At 36.5% G+C, this 24218-nt stretch carries 29 protein-coding genes and 1 pseudogene; 28 read left to right on the top strand and 2 right to left on the bottom strand.

What is annotated here, in order from left to right; translation table 11 throughout:
• The first annotated feature begins 22 nt into the window (after nucleotides 1–22).
• From BVG16_RS26720 to BVG16_RS26615, 19 genes and pseudogenes are all read left to right on the top strand, one after another.
• Entirely contained in the window at nucleotides 23–466 is a 444-nt protein-coding gene (locus BVG16_RS26720; RefSeq protein ID WP_078502253.1) for a VOC family protein, read from the top strand.
• 566 nt (nucleotides 467–1032) lie between these two features.
• The gene (locus tag BVG16_RS33520; RefSeq protein WP_233147183.1) at nucleotides 1033–1332 is read left to right on the top strand and encodes a hypothetical protein; all 300 of its coding nucleotides are present in this window, start codon (nucleotides 1033–1035) and stop codon (nucleotides 1330–1332) included.
• 6 nt (nucleotides 1333–1338) lie between these two features.
• On the top strand, nucleotides 1339–1899 hold the full coding sequence (locus tag BVG16_RS33515; RefSeq protein WP_233147182.1) for a hypothetical protein: 561 nt from the start codon (nucleotides 1339–1341) through the stop codon (nucleotides 1897–1899).
• 308 nt (nucleotides 1900–2207) lie between these two features.
• Nucleotides 2208–2714, top strand: coding sequence for a DUF6985 domain-containing protein (locus BVG16_RS26705; RefSeq protein WP_078502251.1), 507 nt, complete (start codon nucleotides 2208–2210; stop codon nucleotides 2712–2714).
• A 581-nt stretch (nucleotides 2715–3295) separates the two neighbouring features.
• The gene (locus BVG16_RS26700) at nucleotides 3296–3724 is read left to right on the top strand and encodes a hypothetical protein (RefSeq protein WP_078502250.1); all 429 of its coding nucleotides are present in this window, start codon (nucleotides 3296–3298) and stop codon (nucleotides 3722–3724) included.
• Between the two features lie 128 nt (nucleotides 3725–3852).
• Nucleotides 3853–4695 (top strand): P-loop NTPase family protein, encoded by an 843-nt coding sequence (locus tag BVG16_RS26695; RefSeq protein ID WP_078502249.1) that lies wholly within the window; start codon nucleotides 3853–3855, stop codon nucleotides 4693–4695.
• 616 nt (nucleotides 4696–5311) lie between these two features.
• On the top strand, nucleotides 5312–5932 hold the full coding sequence (locus BVG16_RS26690) for a class I SAM-dependent methyltransferase (RefSeq protein ID WP_078502405.1): 621 nt from the start codon (nucleotides 5312–5314) through the stop codon (nucleotides 5930–5932).
• Nucleotides 5933–6091: 159 nt separating this feature from the next.
• Nucleotides 6092–6513: pseudogene (locus BVG16_RS26685) on the top strand (DinB family protein).
• A 57-nt stretch (nucleotides 6514–6570) separates the two neighbouring features.
• A complete protein-coding gene (locus tag BVG16_RS26680) occupies nucleotides 6571–7323 on the top strand; it encodes a GNAT family N-acetyltransferase (protein WP_078502404.1) in 753 nt (250 codons plus the stop codon).
• Between the two features lie 1079 nt (nucleotides 7324–8402).
• Nucleotides 8403–8843, top strand: a complete 441-nt coding sequence (locus BVG16_RS26670) for a GNAT family N-acetyltransferase (protein ID WP_078502248.1) — start codon at nucleotides 8403–8405, stop codon at nucleotides 8841–8843.
• Between the two features lie 899 nt (nucleotides 8844–9742).
• Nucleotides 9743–10222: a DinB family protein gene (locus BVG16_RS26655; protein WP_078502245.1), complete on the top strand. Its 480-nt coding sequence runs from the start codon at nucleotides 9743–9745 to the stop codon at nucleotides 10220–10222.
• A gap of 276 nt (nucleotides 10223–10498) precedes the next feature.
• On the top strand, nucleotides 10499–11035 hold the full coding sequence (locus tag BVG16_RS26650; protein ID WP_078502244.1) for a DinB family protein: 537 nt from the start codon (nucleotides 10499–10501) through the stop codon (nucleotides 11033–11035).
• 228 nt (nucleotides 11036–11263) lie between these two features.
• The gene (locus BVG16_RS26645; protein ID WP_078502243.1) at nucleotides 11264–11671 is read left to right on the top strand and encodes an NUDIX hydrolase; all 408 of its coding nucleotides are present in this window, start codon (nucleotides 11264–11266) and stop codon (nucleotides 11669–11671) included.
• 78 nt (nucleotides 11672–11749) lie between these two features.
• Nucleotides 11750–12097, top strand: a complete 348-nt coding sequence (locus BVG16_RS26640) for a hypothetical protein (protein WP_144027498.1) — start codon at nucleotides 11750–11752, stop codon at nucleotides 12095–12097.
• 196 nt (nucleotides 12098–12293) lie between these two features.
• The gene (locus BVG16_RS26635; protein ID WP_198957540.1) at nucleotides 12294–12767 is read left to right on the top strand and encodes a hypothetical protein; all 474 of its coding nucleotides are present in this window, start codon (nucleotides 12294–12296) and stop codon (nucleotides 12765–12767) included.
• A gap of 70 nt (nucleotides 12768–12837) precedes the next feature.
• Nucleotides 12838–13296 (top strand): GNAT family N-acetyltransferase, encoded by a 459-nt coding sequence (locus tag BVG16_RS26630; protein WP_078502240.1) that lies wholly within the window; start codon nucleotides 12838–12840, stop codon nucleotides 13294–13296.
• A 139-nt stretch (nucleotides 13297–13435) separates the two neighbouring features.
• Nucleotides 13436–13918, top strand: a complete 483-nt coding sequence (locus BVG16_RS26625) for a DUF6933 domain-containing protein (RefSeq protein WP_078502239.1) — start codon at nucleotides 13436–13438, stop codon at nucleotides 13916–13918.
• A gap of 130 nt (nucleotides 13919–14048) precedes the next feature.
• Nucleotides 14049–15068: a nucleoside-triphosphatase gene (locus BVG16_RS33900; protein WP_078502238.1), complete on the top strand. Its 1020-nt coding sequence runs from the start codon at nucleotides 14049–14051 to the stop codon at nucleotides 15066–15068.
• A 526-nt stretch (nucleotides 15069–15594) separates the two neighbouring features.
• Entirely contained in the window at nucleotides 15595–16032 is a 438-nt protein-coding gene (locus BVG16_RS26615; protein WP_078502237.1) for a hypothetical protein, read from the top strand.
• 273 nt (nucleotides 16033–16305) lie between these two features.
• Here BVG16_RS26615 and BVG16_RS26610 read toward each other — a convergent pair whose 3' ends face one another.
• Nucleotides 16306–16827 (bottom strand): TlpA family protein disulfide reductase, encoded by a 522-nt coding sequence (locus tag BVG16_RS26610; protein ID WP_078502236.1) that lies wholly within the window; start codon nucleotides 16825–16827, stop codon nucleotides 16306–16308.
• Between the two features lie 306 nt (nucleotides 16828–17133).
• Between BVG16_RS26610 and BVG16_RS26605 the strand changes: the two genes are divergently transcribed.
• The 9 genes from BVG16_RS26605 to BVG16_RS26570 all read left to right on the top strand — a co-directional run bounded on the left by BVG16_RS26605 (nucleotide 17134) and on the right by BVG16_RS26570 (nucleotide 22587).
• Nucleotides 17134–17508, top strand: a complete 375-nt coding sequence (locus tag BVG16_RS26605; protein WP_078502235.1) for a hypothetical protein — start codon at nucleotides 17134–17136, stop codon at nucleotides 17506–17508.
• 226 nt (nucleotides 17509–17734) lie between these two features.
• Nucleotides 17735–18274, top strand: coding sequence for a GNAT family N-acetyltransferase (locus tag BVG16_RS26600; RefSeq protein ID WP_078502234.1), 540 nt, complete (start codon nucleotides 17735–17737; stop codon nucleotides 18272–18274).
• 333 nt (nucleotides 18275–18607) lie between these two features.
• Nucleotides 18608–18871, top strand: coding sequence for a DUF6188 family protein (locus BVG16_RS34090; RefSeq protein WP_408635387.1), 264 nt, complete (start codon nucleotides 18608–18610; stop codon nucleotides 18869–18871).
• Nucleotides 18872–18950: 79 nt separating this feature from the next.
• Nucleotides 18951–19301 carry a VOC family protein gene (locus BVG16_RS26595; RefSeq protein ID WP_078502233.1) on the top strand — a complete coding sequence of 117 codons (351 nt, stop codon included), beginning with the start codon at nucleotides 18951–18953 and terminating at the stop codon, nucleotides 19299–19301.
• Between the two features lie 266 nt (nucleotides 19302–19567).
• Nucleotides 19568–19948, top strand: coding sequence for a VOC family protein (locus BVG16_RS26590; protein ID WP_078502232.1), 381 nt, complete (start codon nucleotides 19568–19570; stop codon nucleotides 19946–19948).
• 282 nt (nucleotides 19949–20230) lie between these two features.
• Nucleotides 20231–20725 (top strand): hypothetical protein, encoded by a 495-nt coding sequence (locus tag BVG16_RS26585; RefSeq protein ID WP_078502231.1) that lies wholly within the window; start codon nucleotides 20231–20233, stop codon nucleotides 20723–20725.
• Between the two features lie 241 nt (nucleotides 20726–20966).
• Nucleotides 20967–21371: a 3-hydroxyacyl-ACP dehydratase FabZ family protein gene (locus BVG16_RS26580; RefSeq protein ID WP_078502403.1), complete on the top strand. Its 405-nt coding sequence runs from the start codon at nucleotides 20967–20969 to the stop codon at nucleotides 21369–21371.
• 126 nt (nucleotides 21372–21497) lie between these two features.
• Nucleotides 21498–21872 carry a VOC family protein gene (locus BVG16_RS26575; RefSeq protein WP_078502230.1) on the top strand — a complete coding sequence of 125 codons (375 nt, stop codon included), beginning with the start codon at nucleotides 21498–21500 and terminating at the stop codon, nucleotides 21870–21872.
• A 235-nt stretch (nucleotides 21873–22107) separates the two neighbouring features.
• Nucleotides 22108–22587 carry a DUF6933 domain-containing protein gene (locus BVG16_RS26570; protein WP_078502229.1) on the top strand — a complete coding sequence of 160 codons (480 nt, stop codon included), beginning with the start codon at nucleotides 22108–22110 and terminating at the stop codon, nucleotides 22585–22587.
• Nucleotides 22588–22744: 157 nt separating this feature from the next.
• Here the strand turns inward: BVG16_RS26570 and BVG16_RS26565 are convergent, their stop codons facing one another.
• Nucleotides 22745–23953 carry an IS110 family RNA-guided transposase gene (locus tag BVG16_RS26565; RefSeq protein ID WP_078501439.1) on the bottom strand — a complete coding sequence of 403 codons (1209 nt, stop codon included), beginning with the start codon at nucleotides 23951–23953 and terminating at the stop codon, nucleotides 22745–22747.
• Nucleotides 23954–24218 lie beyond the last annotated feature (265 nt).

The following is a 24218-nucleotide window of genomic DNA, read 5'->3' as shown; positions in this document are numbered from 1 at the left end:
GTTAGTGGAGGAGTTATAAAAAATGATTCATTTGAGTTGTACGTATTTAATAGTAAAGGATATGGAGAAATCTATTTCATTTTACGAAACACTGTTAGGAGTAAAAGCACAATCCAAGAATATTAAAAGATGGGCTCAATTTAACTGTGGAAATAGTATAGCATTGTGGAATCCCGAATATGATCTTGAACTAATAAGAAATAACGAAGATTTAGATGAGCATTTCAATAAAGAATACTTGTTTTATAAGCATAACAATAAGACAGAGTATGGAAATAATGTAGTTTTGAATTTTAATGTGCCAGATTTACAGGTTGAATATGAACGTATAAGGTCTTTAAATATCGGAAGTGTCACTGAAATTTTGTATATTAATATAGTCCAACCCTATTTTTGTTTTATACTTGAGGATCCAGATGGCAACCTACTTGAAATTACCGGAGAATACACAAACGAAACCAACTAAAAAGTGTTTGAAAAGATAAAGACGCCTTGCTTGCAATTCAAGATGGCAGAGACATCACCTAAACAATGCATTCCTACATCGTCGCAATCGCTCCTTGGTCGCCAAGGGGAGTTTTCAGAGAAGTGTAGTCAGGCGACACATTCAATCGGCTTAGTCTGACGACCCGGACCTTTGGTCCTTAGGCCGCTTGAACTTCAGGAATGTGGAAACGTTAGATGAAATCAATGTAAGTGAGGTGAAAGAATGAAATCAAAAACCACAGGTTACTTTCTCCTTTCGATATTAATTTCTATCTTGTTGTTTTTTGTTTTCAGTTGGATACTACAGCCATCAAGTGATGAGGGCTTATTATTGATTATTGGTATAATAATTTCATTGCAAATCGCATTCCTAAGTGGATGGACGATTAATATGATTATATATATTAAACGGAAAATTGAAAAAAAATGTTAAGTAGAACGTACACTAACTATTGAATGTTATAGACTTATGACACCGAATAACAGTAGAGGATGATTATAGAAATTTAAATTGGAATAATTTCATAATAGAAAAGGAGTGACGACATGAACAAACAACTTCTTGCCATACTAAAAAAATTGTACAAACACGACAACTCCTATTATGATGCCGAGCGAGGCTTGGTACTTTATAAAATGGATGCGTTGAAGCCGCAAGAATTGGAGCTGCTACAGCAAAATAAATGGGTACCAAATGAAATAGAACTTATTCGGCATGATGAATTAAATCGCAAACTGATTGGGATGCAGTCCGATGCTCATTTGTCCTGGCATGTTGTCGCCGGAATATTTATTGCAGGCGTTGGCGGCAGCTTTCCCGCCGGAATTTCCATACTGATGAATTAACATCAAATGATTCATATGCGGGAGCATGATTATCAGGAGGCCGAGCGGTTCGTTAGCTGTAAGCGATGCGGTTTTCACAAGGATCAATGGGAGCATTTGTCATGGATTCGCTACGCGATTCATTTGGGCAATGCTTATGGCAGCAGTATTGGCACCTACGCCCACTTGACTGAGCTGTTACAGCTGCTTCAGTATGGTTCAATTGAACCAACTGATGATGATAAGTCTAAGTTTAAGCAGTTGCTCCAATTGCTGCATGAAGCTGATGACAGCGAAACGCCAGGCCAATTTGAGAAGAGATTGACAAGTACGAAGTTTTTAAAAGGCACTGCCGGCATGAGACGTAGTATACTTCAATCGCTTGCTATGGTTGGCGTTATCCCGAATCAAATTCTCTCCCTTTCACCAGATTTTCGGGTTGATAATGAACAAATATTGAACGGTGAGCTGCTGCTAAACAATACCAAGGGAAGATCTGATATGGAGATGCCGTGGGCTGGCTGGCAAGGCAGACTTGGTGTCGACTGGGAGAAAACGCAGCAATTGTTTGAAACATATTTACGGTGAAGATGTTCTTCGCACTTCATACTAAACGTTTTTATAATAGAAAACTGTAAAATGTAGTTTTTTCTCGAAATTTGCCGTTTCGCGCCCAAAGGATGTAAATATCATGGTTTCACACTTTTTTTTGACAAACTTGATCGCAACGATAAAACTTAACGAAATTCAATATAATTATAAACGATAGTACTAAACTAACGCGTAGTTATGCTTGGTGTTAGCGTGTCGTTTCGAAGGAAATTATGCTTATTCATTTTATGATTAGGATCTAGAGTATTCAAGTGTAGATACATATATATTTAGGGGGAGCTCATGTGACTGAAAGATTTCATTTAGAACGTGTTGGATTAGAAGATCCTTTAGATGAAAATAGTATGTCTGGGTTTGGGTTGCTTGACTTATTCCAATGTCATGTTGAATATCACTTTAGTACTGAAGACATGAGTTTGGAAGAAACAGAGTTATATATTCAAGACGTTTTGAATCATTTGCCGGATGAAACCATTAATGAAATATACAAGAAGGCATGTGAATGGAGAACCGTTAAAATGTCCAGTGATACGGCTGACTATCCTAGTGGCTTGGCTGAAGCTTATGGTAGGGGCATTTTGGCATTTATGTCCGTAGGGGAAGTTGATCTATATCGAAATCCTTACGATAGAAACGATAATACATTCGGAGCAACTCTGAGTGGAGGCACAGAATGGGACTCTGAAAATGGGATGGAAATTGTTATACGGGGCAGTAAGGTTCTTGAGGTGCGTGAGTATTTAGGTTACGGCAAATTTGCAATTTGGAACGAAACCGACGGAAATGAGTAAGTAAGGTCGAAGCTCCTGCAAACTACTCTTGAGTCCACCATTGACACATTTGGATCATATGATAAAAATGCACAATATGATTTTCCTGAACTAAATGGGAACGCTTAGTTCGTTTTGATGTTTATTCTTTAATTCGTTCTTTTCCATTTGAACTTTTATCAGGATACCGAGTGATATTGATTCATGACGTACCTAATAATGAGTGGTAATTGTTTAGCGTTAATGCAAGATAATCCATTGATCAGTTAATTGTCCCCCTGCAAAGAACGGTTTTCTAACGATTATAAGTAATACAGTTGTATGAAGTGATTTTTTTTATTGAACTCACAGGAAATGCTAGTTAAGTAATGATGATGTTAGAGATTTCGAAGAAGGCGCTGATATCCTATAATACCGATATTCAAGCTGCGTCGTCTGATGGAAACTTGGTCTGCAAGAGGCGATTCAGGGAAGTGAATCAGCAGACAATCCTGCGAGGCTAAGTCTACGATCCGTTCCCTACGGTCACTTAAGCTGTTTGAACGTGAGGAATGCCAAACGTTATGTGAAATCGACGAGAATGTGTGAAGAGGAAATAAACCATGATGATTATAAAAGATATTAAAGAACTTGAAGGAAGTTGTTACATAGAAGTATTACCTGGTAAGTACTTAGATAAGTGCTGGAATGATAACTCAATTTTTTTCAATGAAGAAGATTTCGCATTCCTTGAGACATCAATAGAGAAAGAATTTGAGGATTATGATCATTATGCTTTTAATGAGATCCCGAAAGAGGTTTGGATAAAGATTTTGACAAGATTAGATAAAGTGATACTTCTTTTAGAGCAACAACCTGGCATGGAATTATTAAGAACCTATATAGGTTTTTTTTATAGATGTAGTGAAGAAGACTTTATAAAGGAATATGACGATAATCTCGTAAGTTTATGTGAATTGATAACGGAATTCAAAACATGGATCAATGCAAAATTAACAGAAAATGATTTTATTTCAATATTGGGGATTTAGAATATTTGAGGAAGTCGTCGACATCATATGGACCCGGTCGCATACACTCCCTTAAGCCTCTCGGGTTCGTTGATATAAAGACTTATTTGAAAGGGATACAAGACTATAAATAAAGAGGAGAAAATCACTTGAATCATACAAGACTAATACTAGTTGAAGGTATACCTGGATCAGGTAAAACATCGACAGCTCGATATATTAAAGATCAGTTAGATAAAAACGGTATATTCAATACATTGTTTTTAGAAGGTGATTTAAATCATCCAGCAGATTACGAATTCGTTGCTTGTCTGGATTTAGATGAGTATGAAGACCTAAAAGACAGGTATCCTGAATTAATACATGTGATAGATCAATATACTCAGGTAGTAAAGCAATATAAATTAATATACTACGGTAAGTTACAACAATTATCTATAGAAACACATAAGAATTTAATAGATGAGTTAGTCAGATTTGATGTATACAATGTGTCTTTAGATAGATATCAAGAGCTAATAGTTGAGAGGTGGCTGAATTTCGTGAGACAAGTTCAACAGTCTCACGGAACAGTAATATTAGAATGTTGTTTTTTACAGAATCCGCTTACTTTGATGTTTGGAAGGTTCAATCAGTCCAAACTGACGATAACTGATTTTATCAAGAGATTAGAACAAATTATTCTGCCATTGAACCCTAAGTTGATTTACTTTTACCAAGATGATATAAGATTGACAATTGATAGAGTCACTAATGAGCGGTCAAATGAGTGGCTTCGACATCTTATTTGGTATTTCACTGAACAAGGATATGGTAAAGAAAACGGATATCATGGTTTAGACGGAGTTTGTAAAGTGTTGAAGGAACGAAAAGAATATGAATTAGACATAATTAATCAATTGAAAATCGATAAATTGACAATTAATAATACTGAATCTAATTGGAAAGCTGTATTACTGGAGATAAGTGATTTCTTGAAAGTATCTCAATGAAGGCATCCCCACCATATCGCCAGTATTTATGTTTCGGCTGTGCCTCGGGTAGGAGGAGTAATTTAGAATAGAGTAAAAACAGAACATCGAGCGCATACTTTAGGGTCAACACTTTTAGTGGGAACTATGATATTTCGTAAGAACGGACTGAAGAAAGAATGGAATAGACTTGTTAAAAATTATGAAAGAAAGTATAGAGGGTTTACTGCAAATTTTAATAAAGGAATATCAGAAAATGAATGGGACGGATATAAACGCCAATTCGGGTTTGAACTTCCCTAGAGTATGAAGGAGCTCTATTCATAATTCGAAAATCAAAATGTATTTGTTTTTAATGGTCATTGGCATGCTATCGATTATTTAAAAGCTAGAAAGACCTAAGAATATGTAGGTAAAATCAAGGAAGTCTTTGCCATCGCTTAACACCGAATTCAAGCTTCGGGTCTATTGCTCCTTGGTTATCAGATGTATAATCATGGAAGAAGCTCAGTCAACAAACGCCCCAACCTAAGATAAGAGCTATCTAAGGTTGGGGCGTTTAGCAAATACCAGATTGTTATCAGAAACCATTTAAAAGGAGAGAACTTATGTTAAATAAGTTCGTGTGAAACAAATAATGAAGAACAATACAAATATAAAGAAATATAAGTTGTTATCTCCTATTTATGATTTTTTGATGGGGAATCGTATATTTAGAAATGCTAGAATAAGGGCGTTTTCATTGATAGATATTAAACCCCAAAATAAAGTCTTACTAGTAGGAGTTGGAACCGGAGAAGATATTCCGTTGCTACCTAACAATATTGAGATTATCGGGATTGATATCTCAAATGAGATGTTAGAAAAAGCACGCAAAAAAACAAATCATGTTGTACTACTGAATATGGATGCAGAATCATTAAAGTTTGAGAACGAGAAATTTGATTTTGTGATTTTAAACTTAGTTTTAAGTGTAGTGGAGAATCCCCAAAAAGCTTTGTTAGAAGCAACAAGAGTTCTCTCACCTTCTGGTACCATAGTGGTATTTGATAAGTTTTTAGATGAGAATAAAAAACCAAACATGCTGCGTAAAGCTTTGAATAAGATCACATCCATTTTAGGTACAGACATAAACAGAAGGTTTGATGAAATATTAAGAAGTACTCCCTTGAATATCATTCATCAAGAAAGTTCTGTATTACATGGAAATTACAAAATTATTATGTTAGAGAAACTAGCAAGAAGTGACATACTGTGAAGTTGAATCAGCGAACAACCCTGCGAGAAATAAAAGCGAGGAGGAAGAGCTAGGATGCTTTACGATTTAAAAGGCGAAGCAAATATGCCACCTATTGTTGGAACATTATATTCCGCTGTAAAAGAGAATAGCTAACGACTACATTTAATCACTGATGGCATGTCGCAAGAAGAAGTAGATTACAAGGGACCTAATAACAATTTTAACAGTACCGCTCAGTTAATAAAACATATCATGTACGTTGATCTGAATTGGGTTTATAGATTAAAGGGACTACCACTTCCTCAGTCGTTTAAAGAGCAATATGGCCCCATGATTGATGAAAATAATAGGCTTCCGACGGTCAAAGGGATGTCTTTGAACACACTTATGTCTACATATGAAGGTGTATTAAAAGTGTTGAAAGATTCATGTATACAATTAACAGATACTGATCTAGATAAAGTTGTCACTTTTGGACATAAAAATGAAAAGCAAGCAACCATACGATGGGGCCTATGGCTGACCATAGCCGATATCATCAAGCTCAAATTAATCAACTTAGAAGGTGGTATCATGAAAATTCTTTATCAAACGAATGAGGCGAATGTTCAAAAGTGAAAGCATTCTTCAATCTAACTGAGAAAGGACGTATATCAATGATGACACAAAAAGAAATGATACACATCGTACAATCACAGCTTGCAATTGACCTAAATTGCACAATTGACGACTTGAACAGAGAAAAAGACAGTGTTATTTTTGTAGACGCAAAAGAAAATCCAGGACGCAGGCCGTATCCGAGAAAAGAGCGTTATTTTGAGATTTTGTCTATGGGCAAATCAATTGTGGTATCGGCCACGCCGGAACGACTGGAAATTGCCAAAACGCAGATGCAAGGTAAAGACAGGGATACAATTTTTTCATTACCATTTATTAGAGGACTATATTTGCATTTTCTTCCTGATTTAGAGAAAATAAAGCCGATGTCGTCGCCAGACCATTTTTCATATGAAGTGGTTGAGAAGGACGAGGTTTCCAAGTTATTGGGGCTTGAAGGATTTGATAATGCAATTATATCTGATATGAATCATCCCTATCATACTGTACTGGTCGTACTTGCGAAGAAAAATGGGAAAGTTGTTGGCATGGCGGGGGCTTGTAATGTCAGTACAAAGATGTGGCAAATTGGTATAGAGGTACTTCCTGGATACCGTCATATGGGACTGGCAACTTATCTTGTAAACAGTTTAACTTTTGAAATATTAGAACGTGGTTTTGTACCAGTTTACGATGTTATATCAAGTAATATTGCCTCACAGAGAGTGGCTTACCGGGTAGGATATTATCCGGCGTTTGTGACGGATTGGCGATGTAATTTTAAGGATTTTGAAACTTTATCTAATATATAACTAAGAATTTGGTACATACAAATAACGACAGATAAAGAGGTTTTTCTGAACAAGCAAGGGATGTTGCCGAATGTGAGCAGCATCCCTTCAAGTATGTATATAGAAAGATAAATAAAAGTTACACCTAAATGGGTGAAGATAATCATTTAAAACATGTACCAATGCTAGAATCTATCAAAAGAAGGCTTCCGTACTTTTTTCAAGAGTGGACATTTTCACCTAACTCCGTATTTACGTTACGGGGTACCCGCCCCCTGGTTGTCAGATGTATAATCATGGAAGAGGCTTAGACAACAAATGAGCCAGCCTAAGATAAGAGCTATTTAATGAAAAGCAAATTATTAATGTTCCGAAGAGATATTTCATAGGTGAATCAACATTGTTTTTCATGAAAGAAGGTTGAATTAATGGGAGTGGCTTATAAATTGAACTGCGGGCATTGCTCATACAACCAAGATGTTTTTTTAGGAATAGGTTCAATTATATAAGTTTGAATTCCATCTTACAATGGTACAAGGGGGAAGTTGGCAAACAACGAATAAAAGAGTTTATTCACAATGACAAGGAATCGTGGTTTGAATGCTTTGATGGATTGTATGTTTGTCGGACGTGTCGTTACCTACTTAATGAAGTTTATTTAGAAATAAAGTCGGGAAACAATCATTACACAAATAATTATGATTGTCCGCGCTGCTTAGCACCAATGCCACCAAAACCTATCAATGAAATTCATCAAGATACTCTGATGGAATGTCCAGATTGCGGGAAAGAAAAGCTAATGGTTAAACCTTTTATGGATTGGGATTAAGATGTTCCATTATATACGAATACTGATTTCTTTTCGTAGCGTCAGTTGACGTTAATAATTAATTTTCATGCGACAATTACAATTTTAACATTTAACGATATTGGAGTTTTTATGATCAAATGATGAATTCATTCAGAATAAAATTAAGGATGCGTTAGAGAAGTATAGATCTCAACCTGTTGGAAGTGGCTTTATCGATGTTATTACTAATCGTAACGAAACGCAAAGAAATAATTATTAAAAAAAATTGTGTTTTATGGAGGAGAATAATATGTCTGATATCATTTTAGAAAATATCAAAATTACACTAGAATCGAATGATACTGATTATGAAGAGGTTTGTAATAATTTATATCAGTATAATGTTCGCGCAACCAATGAACTATTAAAAAAACCTGGGAAGGATATAAATTTATATTTAAAAGATGAATCAGGAAAAGTAATGGGCGGTTTGTTTTGTGAAACTTGGTTAAACGGATTGTATCTTGATGTTTTTTGGATAGCTGATGAATATAGACATAAAGGATATGGAAAAGTCATGTTGACTGAAGCAGAAAGACTGGGGAAAGAACTCGGATGTACATTTGCTCATACATGCACTTTTAGCTATCAATCTCCGGAATTTTATAAGGATATGGGTTATGAGATATTTGGAGTTAATGATGAATACCCAGATGGAATAAAACAATATTTTTTGAAAAAGAAGTTGTAATGAAAGCATAATAATATCACGAGCATAATGCATCGGAACCATAGGGTTCTTTAGTAATTCCTAGTTGAATTGTGAAGTCTTTAAGAAGGATGCTATCAATAGAAAGATCTGAGACAATCTGTTGGTAGCATAATTCGCTTAAACCACCAACTCCGTACATCCGTACCGATTTTCCGTTAATAAAGTCTATATCTAAACCAATAGGTTCAACGAGATCAGTATCGAAGATAGTTGTGGAGCATCCAGTATCCAGTAAGACATTATTGAGAAGAGTTGATTTATTCTTGTAAGATAAAGGGAGAGAGACAATAGGAAGACCATTTATAAGATGGATTTTCTCTGAAGGCCTCTAATTCCGGTAAAGGGCTGTTCAATGACTTCAATAAATTCATTTCCAGTGTAGAATACATAGAGTTCTCGAGTGGGCTCTGACAGATGAAGCTTTTTATAGGAGGCCCAGGCGTGTTTAGGGTTGTCATATTCAGAAACTACAGACATTTCCTCAATAGTTCTTATGTGATTATTTGAATGAGCAGCAAGAGCTTCAACTAGGACCCAACGATCGGGATATATATCACGGATTTTAACCCATTTTATATATGAACACCTCCGAAAAGACCTTATAAATCAATTGTACAACCCTACTGAGAAACAAGCAATGATGGTGAACTCGAAGAAGAACGAACCAGCGTTATCACTGTTTTCCTGCTGCGCCACGTACGTTCCTTAGTCTGCCCGAGGTTTTCGAAGCTGCGGATTCTGGCAGACAACCCTGCGAGGCAAAGTGGCAAGCCACCTAGTCGCTGCGCGCCTTTATGCCTCTCGGGTTCAGGAACACAAGAACGTTATGTGAAATCGGCAGAAATACTTATTAAACATAAACAGAGGAGACTTAAAATATGGCACTCTTTCGAGAGGACATAGAAATTGTTAATCGATATAAAGATGCTTCTACATATCTACTAGAAGCCATAAACAATTTGAGTGAGGAGTCTCTTAACTTAGCGAGAGAACCTGGAAAGTGGACCATAAGAGAAATAGTCCATCACATTGTTGAATGTGATCTAAACTATTTTCAAATTAATCGCTATGCATTAGCTAATACTGGTGCTTATTTTGTATTTAACGAATTTGATTCACATTTGTGGCTGAAGAATATGGATCATAGTAATCGATCAGTTCAAGTTGAAGTTAAACTTTTTGAATTATTGAGAAACTACATTGCTTATCTATGTGAGATACTCCCAGACTCGTTGGATCGGATCTTAGTTCATCAGAATGGAAAGGCGACTGTAAGAGATGCACTTAAACATGATATAGAACATTCTTATCATCATATAAAACAGATTCTTGAAACAAGAAGAATACATAAAGTATAGGGCTGTGAAGGTAAACTCAAAAAAGCTGCCGACATCACATAACGTCGCATTCACGCATTGCGCCTGAGGGCCCTCGGTCCCCGAGGCATTAGCTAAGTAGTGGGCTCATGGCCAACCCTGCACTGGCTAAGTCTTCGACCCGGTTGGCCGATCGCTACGCTGAATCAGCCGGCAGCTTAAGCCAGTAAGGGTTCGTGAATGCTAAACGTTAGGTGAAATTAGAGGTCAAGATTAATAACAATCAACCCAAAACCCATTTTGAAAGGAAAATGCGAAATGAATTATGAAAGAATTTACTTGGTATCTGATGTAGAAGAATTCACTCCCCAGATCGGAAGATTGGTATCAATGATGAACTATGCACGATTAACAACCTTGAATACAGTAAAGGGATTGAATACCAATCAATTAGATTACTTACATGATTCTGAAAGTAATTCAATTGGTTCTTTATTAATGCACCTTGCAGCTGTTGAACTTGGTTATCAATTAGATACTTTTGAGAAGAGAAAACCAAATGAGGAAGAAATTAATAAATGGCAACCTGCGTATGAATTAGGTGAATTAGGACGTAGTAAAATAAAAGGAAACTCCCTTAATTTTTACATAAATGAACTAGAGGTCATGAGACAAAGGACTTTTCAAGAATTAAAACAACGAAATGATGATTGGTTATATGAAGAGAGTATTTTCTGGGAAGGTAAGAAAGCGAATAACTATTTTATGTGGTTTCACGTATTTGAGGATGAGATAAATCATAGAGGGCAGATGAGATGGTTAAGAAGAAGGATAGAGAAATTGAATATCTTGTAAGTAACTCATAGAACTTCTTCTAACACTGTATCTTTGCACAGGAGCGGGGACCCCTTGGTCTGAAAGATGCATTTCGAGGAGTGAAATTCAGCAGACAACCCTGCAAGGCTACGTGGCGGAGCCACCCAGCAGGCAAGCTGCATTAAGCCTTTCGGGTTGTGAACACAACAATGTTATATGAAACCTTCGCAATCGAGCGAATAAAGTATATTTTAAGGAGTAGATTTTATGACCTATCCCAAACATTTTGTATCAGCTGCTGCAATTGTTCTAAATGATAAAAACGAGATATTACTCATTAAAGGGCCTCAAAGAGGCTGGGAAATGCCAGGAGGACAAGTCGAAGAAGGAGAGTCTTTAATTCAAGCAGCGATCCGAGAGACAAAAGAAGAATCTGGAGTAGACATAGAAATCATTAGATTTTGTGGGATATACCAAAATGTAGAGGAATCGATTTGCAACACGTTGTTTCTTGCGAGGCAGATTGGTGGGGAACCCGTTACCACGAATGAAAGTTTGGAGACTGGATTTTTTCCAATAGAAGAAGCCTTGGAGATGGTAACTTTTATGAACTTTAGACAACGGATAGAAACTTGTTTAAAGCCGGATCAGACTCTAGATTATGTTGAATTTTAAGGACACGAATGAAAGAAAATTCGGGGCAGGCTTAGGCATCATATAACTCCGCATTCGCGACTTAAGCCTCTCGGATTCGTGAATGAAACAACGTTAGGTGAAATTCTATCACAACAAATGCTAGAAGCTGATTCGATAACATGGAATTCATATAAAAGTGGCTTTTGGAAACCTAATTCTCATTTGTGTTTGAGCTCCAATTATTGGTATTCGGAAGAAAGAGTTCATTTGCACCAAACAATAGTAATAGATGATAATGAGGATATGCAAGTATATAATATTTGGGATAAGACATATACAATCGATGAGATTTCTTCAATTCTTAGGTGTGTAGGCTTTGAAGAATTTGAATATTTTTCAGATGTAACGGGACGAGAATATGAAGAAGAAACAGACACAATAACAGTAATTGCCAAGAGGAAGTGATAAATCTTAGCCTAAACCAGCTAATGGGCGGGCCCGCGGGCCTGCAGTGCAGATGTTGTTTCGAAGAAACATATTCTACAGACAACCCTGCAAGGCTAAGTGGCGAAGCCACCCAATCGCTACTCCGTTAAGCCTTTAGGGTTTGTAGATACCTAAACGTTATCAGAAATTACTGCAAATACAAGGAGAATACATTATGGGTACCATGACACTTAAACGTTTTAATGGAACTGAGAAATTTACATTATTAGAATCAAGAGCTTATGTTGTTCATAGAGACGACGGGACAATAATGATGTGGTTTGAAACTGAGACAGACCCTCAAGCTATTATGTCTGTTGAAGATACTGCTGATTTCGCAATGAACCCAAATGCTGAAGTTACAGTATATCTTGATAAGTTAGTACTCAAAGAATTTGGAAATAGATTGTTTGAACTCTCGCAAGGATATAACGAAGAAAATAAGGCCTTGGATGCTAGATTGTATTATTTTGAACATCAAGAAGTAGACGAAAATTTAATGAAGTTGGAGTATCGAGGAAATGGTGTTTTCTATCTTCAATGGACGGGAGTAACAACAGATATTAGTTATTATGATGATAGTAAACCGAAGACGGTCCTTGAAATCGTTGGAGAGTTTTTCTTAGAGGAGTATACATCTTGGGAATGATTTCACTGACTCATTTGATAGTAATTTAAATCCATTTAAGAAAAATAAACTAAACGGAACGAGTGATATCATTTTGATCAGATTAATTCCTACTACAAGAGAAAACTGGAAAGATGCATTAGACTTGCAAGTTCAAGTTCAACAAAATCATTTTGTTCCTTCAGTAGCTGTGTCTTTAGCCAAGGTACACATTCGTCCAGACGGTGATGAATACAGATATCTACCATTTTGTATATATGCCGAGAATAGCTTAGTGGGCTTTGTAATGATCACAGTAGATGAAACGACAACGTGTTCATATTGGTTAAATGGTTTTATGATTGATGCAAACTATCAAGGTAAGGGATATGGAAAGGCAACTATTAACTCTGTAATTAGATATATAAAAGTGGAATTTCCCCATAGTGAGTGTTTGAATTTAACGGTATGTGCAAATAATCTAGCTGCCAGAGAGCTCTATGAAAAGTTCGGATTCTCTGAGACCGGAGAAGTATATGATGATGAAATTGTTTATCGATTCGTTTTTTAATTATTAAGAAATTTAGTTCAACAACCCTACGAACCTAACCGCAGTCGCGGTCGCTCCTTATGGAGCTTAAGGTTCTCGTGTTTGTGAATATGGAAACGTTATATGAAACCAGTGCGAGAATTACAAAGGAGAGAAAATTATGTTAGCACTTAGATTCACTCAAAAACTATTAAAAGACATGAAAGTAGCGCCGGTTGAATTGGTAGATGTTAATTCACTGTTTAGTTGGCATGTGAATATATTGCAACTTAGAAGAAAGCACATTTTGTTTGTTAATGACTTTAGCCGATTATGCTTAATTATTGATGGTATAAGAAGCTCCCAACTAGATAAATTACAAGAGAAGTTTAAGTCAGAACTCAAGGAATATTTGTTAAGAGAGGGAATTAGGAAACACGTAATCGAACAATATTTCTTTGAAGCGGGAGAAATAAGTGTAGGTAGAACAAACAATAAGAGCGTTCTTGGAACTATGAATGAGATTTCTTTCTATAGTATAGATACTGATTTTAATAACACTTTTGAGCACTGTGCCTGGTTAAATTCAATTATCTATAAACCAATTGATTACAAAGAGCCTATTCATGTGTTTAAGAAAGCTTTAGAAGAAAAGTATTTATAAACAATATTGGAGGCATCTCAGAAAGGCACCAGCATCACATTTATAGGAAATCAGCGCAAACCATAATTATCAACATCCTTTTATCAGACATCGAACGGAAAATAAAATATTGAACTGGTGGTGTATGACGATGTATGAACAGTCAAAACATTTAATTGCTGTTTCAGCACTTGTTAAGAATGATAATGGACATATTTTGATGGTTCGAACACATTTGCGTTCTGATACTTGGGAAATGCCCGGAGGATTTGTTGATGCTGGCGAGCCATTAGATATAGCGGTGTGTCGAGAATTTCTGGAAGAAACAGGGATCGTTATACGCCCTTTAGGAATATCTGGAGTCTACTACAATGAAAGGATTCATGTTTTGTCTGTGGTTTTTAAAGCGGAATATATTAGTGGTGAAATAACAATTCAACCAGAAGAAATTCTAGAGGCAAAATATTTAAACTTGGATGAAACTAATATGGAAGAATACATAAAAAGGCCTCACATAAAATCGCGCACGCTTGATGCAATAAATGCAGTAAACTCTATCCCATATGAGACATGGAATTTGAACCCACCTAATTATAAGCTGTTGACAAGATTAGACGGGGATCATAAGAATTCTAAAAATGTATTTTTACTCACGGGGAAGCCTAGAATGGGCAAGACAACGATGATAAAAAAACTCATAAATGACATTGGAACAGATATTTGTGGTGGATTCTATACGGAGGAAATAACGAATTCAGATGATCGAATAGGTTTCAGATGTGTGTCCGTTAATGGTGAAAGTGTTGAAATCGCGAATGTAGAAAGTCCTAGCAAAACTCGAATTGGAAGGTACGGAATAGATATAGAAAAATTCGAAAATTATGCTATTAAAATATTACAGGACGCCTTGTGTTCAAAGAAAATAATTGTAATTGATGAAATTGGTTTTATGCAGATGTTATCTACCTCTTTTCAAAAAATGGTACATGAGATTGTTTCCGATAATCTTATTGTTCTTGGGACAGTTCCTTTAGACAGTCACCCTGAAATAGATAAAATTAAATATTCAAAGGAAGTACAGATGATAAGTTTAAATGAATTCAATCGTGATGTGATATCAGAATTTTTGGTAAAAGATATTTTGAAAGTTTTAGATTCGAGTCCTTTGTAGGAGTTCCGAAGAAAGCGCTGACTTTGTATAACACCGCAATCACGTTTCGGCCGGCTGGCACGGATCTTGGTCCGCATGAGGCTTTTCGGGGAAGAGAATTCAGCGGATAATCCTGCACTGGCTAAGTCCGGTCGGATCCGGGGCTTCACCCCTTAAGCCAGTGAGGGCTCGTGAATGCAAAGACGTTATGCGCTAGTGCTTATTCGAAGAAGTTGGAGAAAATCCTTAAATTGAAAGTATCAATACAAATCAATTCTCCGATGAAAATCTTCAATTAGAATTTGAAAGATATTCCTTGCTAAGTAAAGAAGAAAGGAAATAGTCTTAAGGCATCATTTTTTACACAATAAAAACAACTTTGTTAATAAAATCAATAAACCGATGGGTGGACAATTATTTTCTGGATTCTCAGGCAGACAACCCTGCAAGGCTAAGTGGCGAAGCCACCTAGGTTCGTAGATACAAGAATGTAATCGGGGCAAATGCAGAAAAAATCATTATAAATGAATTTATAGGAGAAAGAATTATGGGAATCCGAAAGTGGATTAGATATCTCTTTAAAGTCCAAAGTATAAGAGTACCAGACTTAAGGCCATCATTTTTACTCTATCATAATGGAGGAGAGGTATTGATTTCATGCATAGATAATTTAGGTTCCGATATTAAATTAATTAAAGAAAAAGTAAATAATAATGAAAACTTAATGAGAATGCCCAATAAACTTTATCGTGTGCTTTATCACTTAGACGGTACCGATGTTACAAATGAGATAGCAGAATACATTATGGAAAGTCTGATTAGGTCTCAACAGAATATATGTAAGATCGCTATTGTTGGCACTACAAAAAGTGAAAAAAAGAATTTGAATAAATGGAAGTCGAATTTTGGTTGTAGTTTGGGAATTAATTATTTTTCAAGTATGGATCATGCTAAAGATTGGTTAGTAAGTGAGAGGTTCTATTGAGTACTTTTTTGGATGAATTACACGTGGGATTATTCAAAGATGGCCTCGACAGCATATAACATCGCATTCACTCTTCGTGCCATTGGGCCCACGGTCCGGCCGGAATTAGAAGCAGATTCGAAGATGCATTACAGTAACAGGGGAGCAGAATCAGGAGGACACATCCGCACCGACTAACTGCGCAAGCGCAGCCGGCGATTTCGTCGCCTTAAGGGGTCGATCGTCGTGAATGATACAACGTTAGACAAAATACCTGGACACAAAATGATATTTTTAATAATTGTATATTAGATTTTTGAATGAACTTTCAATAATATCAATATCTGTTGAACCAATAATTTGGTCAATTACATCCCCCCTTGAGTTTAAAAAGTATAGAGCTGGAAAGCCTAACCCACCATAGTTCTTGTATGTAGCACCAGTCTCGTCAATAAGAATTGGATAATCAATCTTATGTTTTTTAACATAGTTTTGAACTTCGGAAACTTCATCACGATACAGCAGATTAATTCCATAGATATTAATTTGATTGTTATATTTTTTATTTAAGGAAACTATTTTAGGAGCATCTTCGTTACAATAAGGACACCATGATGTAAAGAAAAGTAATACCGTTGGTTTTTCAGAGAATTTTACTTGTACTTCATTAGCATTCATAAGTTCTTTTAATTTAATGATGTTCTGAGTAGTTTCTTGTTTAGAAGTATCGGGAGTATTTATAAAAAAATTGACTATCAAACTTATGATAATTATCGGAAGTAGCATTAAAATAATTTTTGTTACTTTAATCCTCATGTTCTGCTCAATCCTTTCAAGAAGTTGAGTTTTATTAAATAAATTATATTAGATTCAGGGCAAATAAGGAATATTTTCTATAAAACTCCTTGATACTTGTGCTTCACCTAACACCGTTCACGAATCGAGCTGGCACCATCGGTCCGGATCGGAGTCATTGGCAGGGGACAGAATCAGCCGAACAACCACTGCGAACCAGTTATGGCGACCCGTTCGCTATTGCTCGTTTAAGGCCCTTGGTTCGTTAATATAAGAACGTTGGATGAAAGATCCAAATATTAGGTCCGTAATTCGAAAGGAGTAAAAATGAAGAAAATTTACTTACCATTCCTGCTTTGTTTTTTTCTAATTGGATGTTCATCAGCGAAGATGGAAAAACCAGAAAGCCCTGAAGAACTTGCTCATATTATGAAACTTGCGTTAAGTAACGGAGATTATAGCAAATTTAATTCATATTTAACTGAACCAAAAAAAGGGCTTATTAGCATGGACCAGTTTAAAGAATTATCAAAGATTACAACAGCGGGGACTGAATATAGGACTTATAGCTATATCAAGATGGAAAATGGAAAAGTCTTATTACTTGAAATTATTAAAGATATTCCAAGTGAGGATTATAAAGTACAGAGAGTGATTGAGGTTCCTGAAGAAATAAAGAATATTTTTGATAATAATTTGTAAGTTGTCAAAGATGTTGGTTCCTTCACTCAAACACCGTATCTACGCTGCGGACTTACGTCTCTTGGTCTACCCGAGGATTTTCGAAGAAGTGGAATCAGGCAGACAACCCTGTACTGCCTAACTGCACCGCGGCCGGTCGCTCTCGCTCCCTTAAGGCAGTGAGGGTTCGTAGATACAACAACGTTAATAGAAATCCCCGCAAAACTATATAATAGGAGCATTTTCAATGAAGTTGAATATTAGAAAAGCAGATGTAGATGATCTTTATTTCTTAGTCAAAATCGATTTAAAAGATGAAGGTATAACAACAGATACAGATAATATAATGTCTCCTCAAGAACGACTAGAACATCGAGAGAAGATTAGGACATTTGTAATGGATGAGGATAGAGGGGCATTAATATTAGAAGATCAGACCAATAAAGTTGGTACTATTATGTACTGTATAAGTTGTAGAGATAAGGAGTATCCATGGAAGACTATTTTCAATGAATTAGATCGAAATCTATTTCAAGAAGATGGGCGGTTTCTAGAGATTTTTCTACTTTGGGTACATCCCAGTTATCGACGAATAGGGCATGGAACTGAGCTTAAATTGAAGGTCGAAGAAGAAGCAGAATTACATGGAGTCAATCTAATTTATACACATACTGAAGAGAGAAATATGCATGTGATTGAGTTAAATAATAAATTAGGATACAAAGAGGTACGGAGAGGACCGATTTGGGATTCAGTGGTTAGAGTGAGTTTAATAAAACATATCTAATAAATAATATATAAGGACTACTTTGAAGGAACCACTTCGCAGGCAGGGACAATTTATAACTTCGCATTCAACGCTGCGTGGCGGGACAAGCCCGCCCCTAGGTCCGGAAGGGGGTTTGTGAAAACAACAACGTTAGGCGAAATAGCCTTAAAAACATAAAAAAGGACAAGAAAGAAAGTGATTCAATGAAATCTAATAATAGTAGAGTTGCTGTATCCAGATTCATTGGATGTAAGATCAATGAAATTATTGATTTATATCCAGTTCTAATATTTGAGGATGACAAGGGCTGCTTGACAATAGAATCCATGGAGACTACATAAAAGTAATGACATATTAATTGGATCATACGAGTTCAAAGATGTAGTAACTCATGAAAAACACTCAAAATTATTAGAGAATGAATTACTTGGTAAGAGAATTATTACTATTAGGCATTGTGAACCGATCTCCGACTTGTATATAGAGTTCGAAGACAATCTAATATTAGAATTATTTCATAACAGTTCATACTATGAAGGCTGGCAACTCTCAGGTGAGAATGGTTTTTTATTAGTATCTTTACCTGGGGGGAAGTATGCTTTATGGGAAGAATGAGTTATAGAGTACTCAAAGAAGACTGAAATGCATGCAGTATAAAACATTAAATAAATTTCGAAAATTGGAGAAGACTTAAATGGAAATTAAAGAGACTGGATTTATATTATTTCTGGAGAACTTTGAGAAGAACGTAAACTTTTATATTGATCAACTTGGACTTAAGGTTAGAGAAAGAAAAGAAGGGCTAACAAAATTAGATTTTGGTGGCGGCTACTTGATGGTTGAAAACAATGGAGTTTCTAGCCATACAGAAAAGACAAGGGCACAAAATCCAACTGTAATAAGAATTGAAGTGGAAGCTTTTGAAGAGACGATAAGAGAACTAGAAAGTAGAGGGGTATTAGTAGTCGTTCATCAATTTAACTGGGGAGCAATTGGAGTAATTGTAGATCCTGAGGGAAATCGAATTGAAATCAAGAAATATTAGGAAATTGAACGAAATTCATGGGGGAAAAAACTTCAATTAACACTATAATCACGCTGCAGATCGGCTTGCACCGATCCCTGGTTCGCCCGAAGCTATTGGCAAGAAGTTGAGTCAGGCGGAACCCTACGTGGCTAACTGCGTAAGCGCAGACGTCGACTTCGACGCCTCAAGCCTTTCGGGTTCGCGACTACGGGTACGTTTGATGAAAAAGCCCTGTAAGATTGAAAGATGATTGTAAAATAAATTGAAGAGGGAGATTGATAATAATGATTCAACAATTTATTGAAGGTATTGAGTATACCGAAATACCAGTTTCTGATTTAGATCAAGCAATAGACTGGTACTGTAATAAGTTGGGCGCAAAGCTAGGATTCAGAAATGATGAATTGGCTTATGTTGATTTTACAATAGGGCCAAGCTTATTTTTAGTAAAAACAAATGATCAAACCACATCTACATTTCTAGTAAATGGAAAAGACCATTACACAATAGGTTTTAGAGTAAAGGATATTGAAGGATTCTATAATTATTTATTAGAACTGGGAACCGAGGTAGGTAAGATAATGGATGAAGGCAACATAGGTAAGTTCTTTACATTTTATGATCCTTTCCGAAATATGTTTGATGTTCATCAACCCGCTCAATAAGAAGAATTAGAGACAAGTTAATTGTAGAGTGATATCGAAGAAGCTGGGATTATCACCTAACACAGTATTTACGCTGCGGGCTAACGCCTTTGGTCCGACCGAAGAGGAAGAAGAGGAATCGAGAGTAGTATTTACAGTAGCAGTGAAGCCAAATCAGTCGGACAACCGCTGCGAACCTAAGTCTGAGAACCCGTTCCGTACGGTCACTTAAGGCTCTCGGGTTCGTGAATACGAGAAATGTTATGTGAAATCACTATAAATAAATGTATTGTAGGAGAACTCATGAAGAAGTTTAGAGGAGTTAGACGGCATTATTATAAGGTTAACAATCTGATTAACTCAATTAGTTTCCACCTCAATGAAACCGACTCTTGGTATAACTTTTGGCATGTACATTTGGAAGGTAGAGGTGTAAGCAATTTAAGTGTAAAGCATAGAAGAAACCATATTAAACTATTGAAAAAACTTTTGGAAAGAATAGAAGATCATTCTAAAGAAAGTAAATTAGAGTTTCAGACATGGATATTAATTGATTCTGAGAGTGGCACTAATGATTCAGTTTATATGCATACTCTGAATCCTCATAGTGATTTTCCATTTTTTAATGAGAATATATTATGGGGCGCTAACTTCCCTGAGCTGTTTGAAGGGATTTTCGATGAAGATGAATATGTAATTGGAAAAACGAGAAATGAGTATGGGAATGGCTATATAATTTATAAGAGAAAACTAGGAATACCGTTAAGCAATTTCGAAGAAGGCAGTGACATCAGATAACACCGTTTCTGCTGCGTCGCGTTCGCTCCTTGGTCTGCCCGATGATTTTCGAGGAAGCTGATTATTCAGGCAGACAACCCCACGAGGCTAAGTGGCGAAGTCACCCAGTCACTGCGCTCATTTAAGCCTCTCAGGCTCAGAAACAGAACAACGTTATCGGAAATTATTGCAACTGCATTATAAACTAAATAATAAAATCGAAAGGTGACTTTCTACATAAATCTTTAGGAGTGAATTTATGATTGATATTTCAAGTATTATCCCTCATCGATATCCATTTTTAATGGTAGATAGAGTATTAGAAGTTGAACCCGGAAAGTCGGTTAGGGGTTATAAAAACGTTACGAGGAACGAATGGTTTATTACTGATCAATGTAACTATATGCCAAGTATGATTATAGTCGAAGCTCTTGCACAAATAGGGGCTTTTGCTATATTAAATGAAAATAATGGATATGGTTTTCTTTCCTCTCTGAATGGTATCGAGTTTCTGGGAAATGCTTATCCAGGAGATAGAATCGAATTATATTATGAAGTAATCAAAAACAAAAGAGGATTTATTCTAGGCAAAGGCGAAGCGTCCATTGACGGTAAGGTTATTGTAAGAGCGGAAGAAATAATGATATATGTACAAACCAATTCCTAAATAAATGATAAACGACGATATATTAAGATCAAGAAGATCTAACTTAGTAGAATATATATAAGTAATTCTAAGAGGGGCAATCATCGAACTTGATAAAACTAAATAAAATAATAAGGAGTATTAACTATGTTAGTACCACAATTATATTTGAATGGCACTTGTTGTGAAGCTATCGAACTTTATAAAAAGGCTTTTAACACCGAAACAGATTCAATTATGTATGATTCTCAAAAAGAACCCGAGAAATTTATTATTCATGCGGAAATGCATATTCTTGGAACTAGATTAATGCTTAGTGACTTTGGTGGTACAAAAGAATTATCAGCGGATTCCACAATGGAGATAGTCGGCATATTCGAGAACGAAGAGGTTTTAAGAGAGGCATATCAGATTATGAATGATGGCAGCAAAACGATTACTCCAATAGGTCCAATATTCTTCAGTCCATGTTTAGTCCAATTTATTGATAAGTTCGGCGTTCGATGGTGTTTCATGGTATAAGACCTCAAAAGTATACGCGTAATATGATCCAGAAATTAGTATCTTTTATGTTAGTGTGTTGTAGGTCCGAAACTTTATGGCACGGCTTTATTATTTACTGTGTCCGATGAACGAATAGGACCCTGCGAACCTAACAGCGCAAGCGCTGCCCCTTTGGGGCTTAAGGTTCTCGGATTCATGAATACTGAGACGTTATGTGAAGCTGGTACAAGACCAAAGAAAGGAATGAATTTACATGTTCGTATTAAGATTTACTCAATCATTAATAAAAGACATGAAAGTTACCCCAGTTGAATGTAACGATATATCGCCACTATTCAACTGGCATGTTAATATCTACAAACTTAATAATCGAAAACATATTGTTTTTGTTAATGATTTATCTAGACTATGTGTAATTATTGATGGAATTAGAACAGGACAAATCACTGCATTAAAAGAGAAATTTCTATTAACTCTTAGAATTTATCTCTCTAGTGAAGGAATAGATGAAAATCTAATTAATTCATATATACAAGATGGATTAGAATATATGATTTCAAAGACAAACAACAGAAGTGTTTTAGGGACGATGAAAGAAATAACATGGTTTACAGCAGATGATTTCGACGATAATATACAGCGATTAAAATGGCATAATAAAATAATTCACAAACCAATCGAGTATAACAAACCAATAAAAGTTTTTAAAGAAGCCTTAAAAAGACATTATTAAAAGCTAAACACATACAAGAAGGCACCGGCATCATATAAACCAGCTAATCAAAGTCAAGATTCAACAGATTTAAGATTTCAGAACTCCAAAGAATGCAGACTCAAATAAGCCTACTGCAAGAAGCGAGTTAATGGTAAAATATAACTATTAATATCCGTTATTTGCTCTGAAAGGGCGCGTCGTTACTCAAAATTCCGTAAATCATGCGCAAAAGCTTGTTTGAAGTCGCCACAATGGCAACTTTGGCAGGTTTGCCTTCAAGTCGTTTTTGCTGGTAATATTGCCATAGAATCGGATTTCGAGGGCCGTGGATTTGCTTTGAGATACCCCCAACTGTTGCTTGGTAGAGCGCTGTACGGAGATATGCAGAGCCCCGTTTTGAGATACGATTCTGGTTTGCTTTAAAGGTTCCTGACTCGTAAACAGATGAATCCAGCCCTGCAAAAGCGGTCAACTGTTTCACGGAAGGGAACCTTTTTATGTCCCCAATTTCAGCGTGAATCATTGCCGCAGTAATCGGCCCCACCCCAGGGATCGATCGTAGTAGGTGGTAGGCAGAAGATTCTTGAACTAAGGATTCCATTTGTTTTTCGAGTGCTGTAATTCCTTCTTGGTAAGCCTTGAATAACCCTATGAAATTCTGCATTGCAAATATATGCGCCTGAGATCCACACGGATCAGGAAGGCTACTCCGCGCAATTCCCAGAAGCTGCGCGTATTTATCTTCATTCCAAGTACGACCTCTTCGATTCAGCATAAGAATGGTTAATACGTCCTCTTTGTCCGCAGTCAGTAAAGCTGAGGGGGAAGGGAATTTAGTGAGAAGCTGAATGGATGAAGGGTTGAAAATGTTCTGAAAAGCCTTGTCATAGCCCGGAAAAGCCAAATCCAGAATGGAACGGAATTGCAGCTGAACTTCACCAAGAAGAGCTTTCCATTGGGCATGTTGGCGACAGAGAAACCGTAGTTCAGTGACCTTTTCATCCATTGGCATGATTGGCGTACCTTCCCCTAAATAGAATGCATTAGCAATTCGAATTGCATCAATAGGATCGGTCTTTACCTTACGAGTAGAGCGCTTTTTGAGCTCATGAGTCGTTAAGGGGTTTAACAAGAAAACGGGATACCCGTGCGAGAAAAAGAAAGAAGCAATAGGCTTCGAATAATTACCAGTCGCCTCCATAACGACAGTTGGTCGCAGCGTTGTAGATTCTTCAAGCTGAACAAGAACTGAAAGCAATGACGAAACATGATCAGGTGAATGGGAGAAAGAGAAGGGCTTTTTCACTTGTACGCCATAGGAAGTGAAGGCAGCGGCAACGCTCTTCCCCTTCGCAATATCGATACTTAAAACAGGTTGATTCATATGACCTCCTTGGATGACACTAGGACCCAAAACAAATGCTCTCCACAGGTTGGCACGGTGATACGGGCTCTAGGCCCAACCAGCTAAATCGGGGTATGAACATTGCTAGGGCTGAAACACTTTATGTGACGAGATCTAAGTCCCAACACCACATTCGTTCTTAACCCAGTGCTAATCTTTTAAGTATAAAAGAAAAGCTCATCCCCGATGAACTGGGATGAGCTTAATATACCAACACCHGCTNDGRYANAGTATHNATSSGYAS

It is taken from the genome of Paenibacillus selenitireducens, assembly GCF_002021565.1.
Lineage (GTDB): Bacteria > Bacillota > Bacilli > Paenibacillales > Paenibacillaceae > Paenibacillus_K > Paenibacillus_K selenitireducens.
Note: the sequence above shows the minus strand (reverse complement) of the source record. Positions and strands in the feature narration are given on the sequence as shown.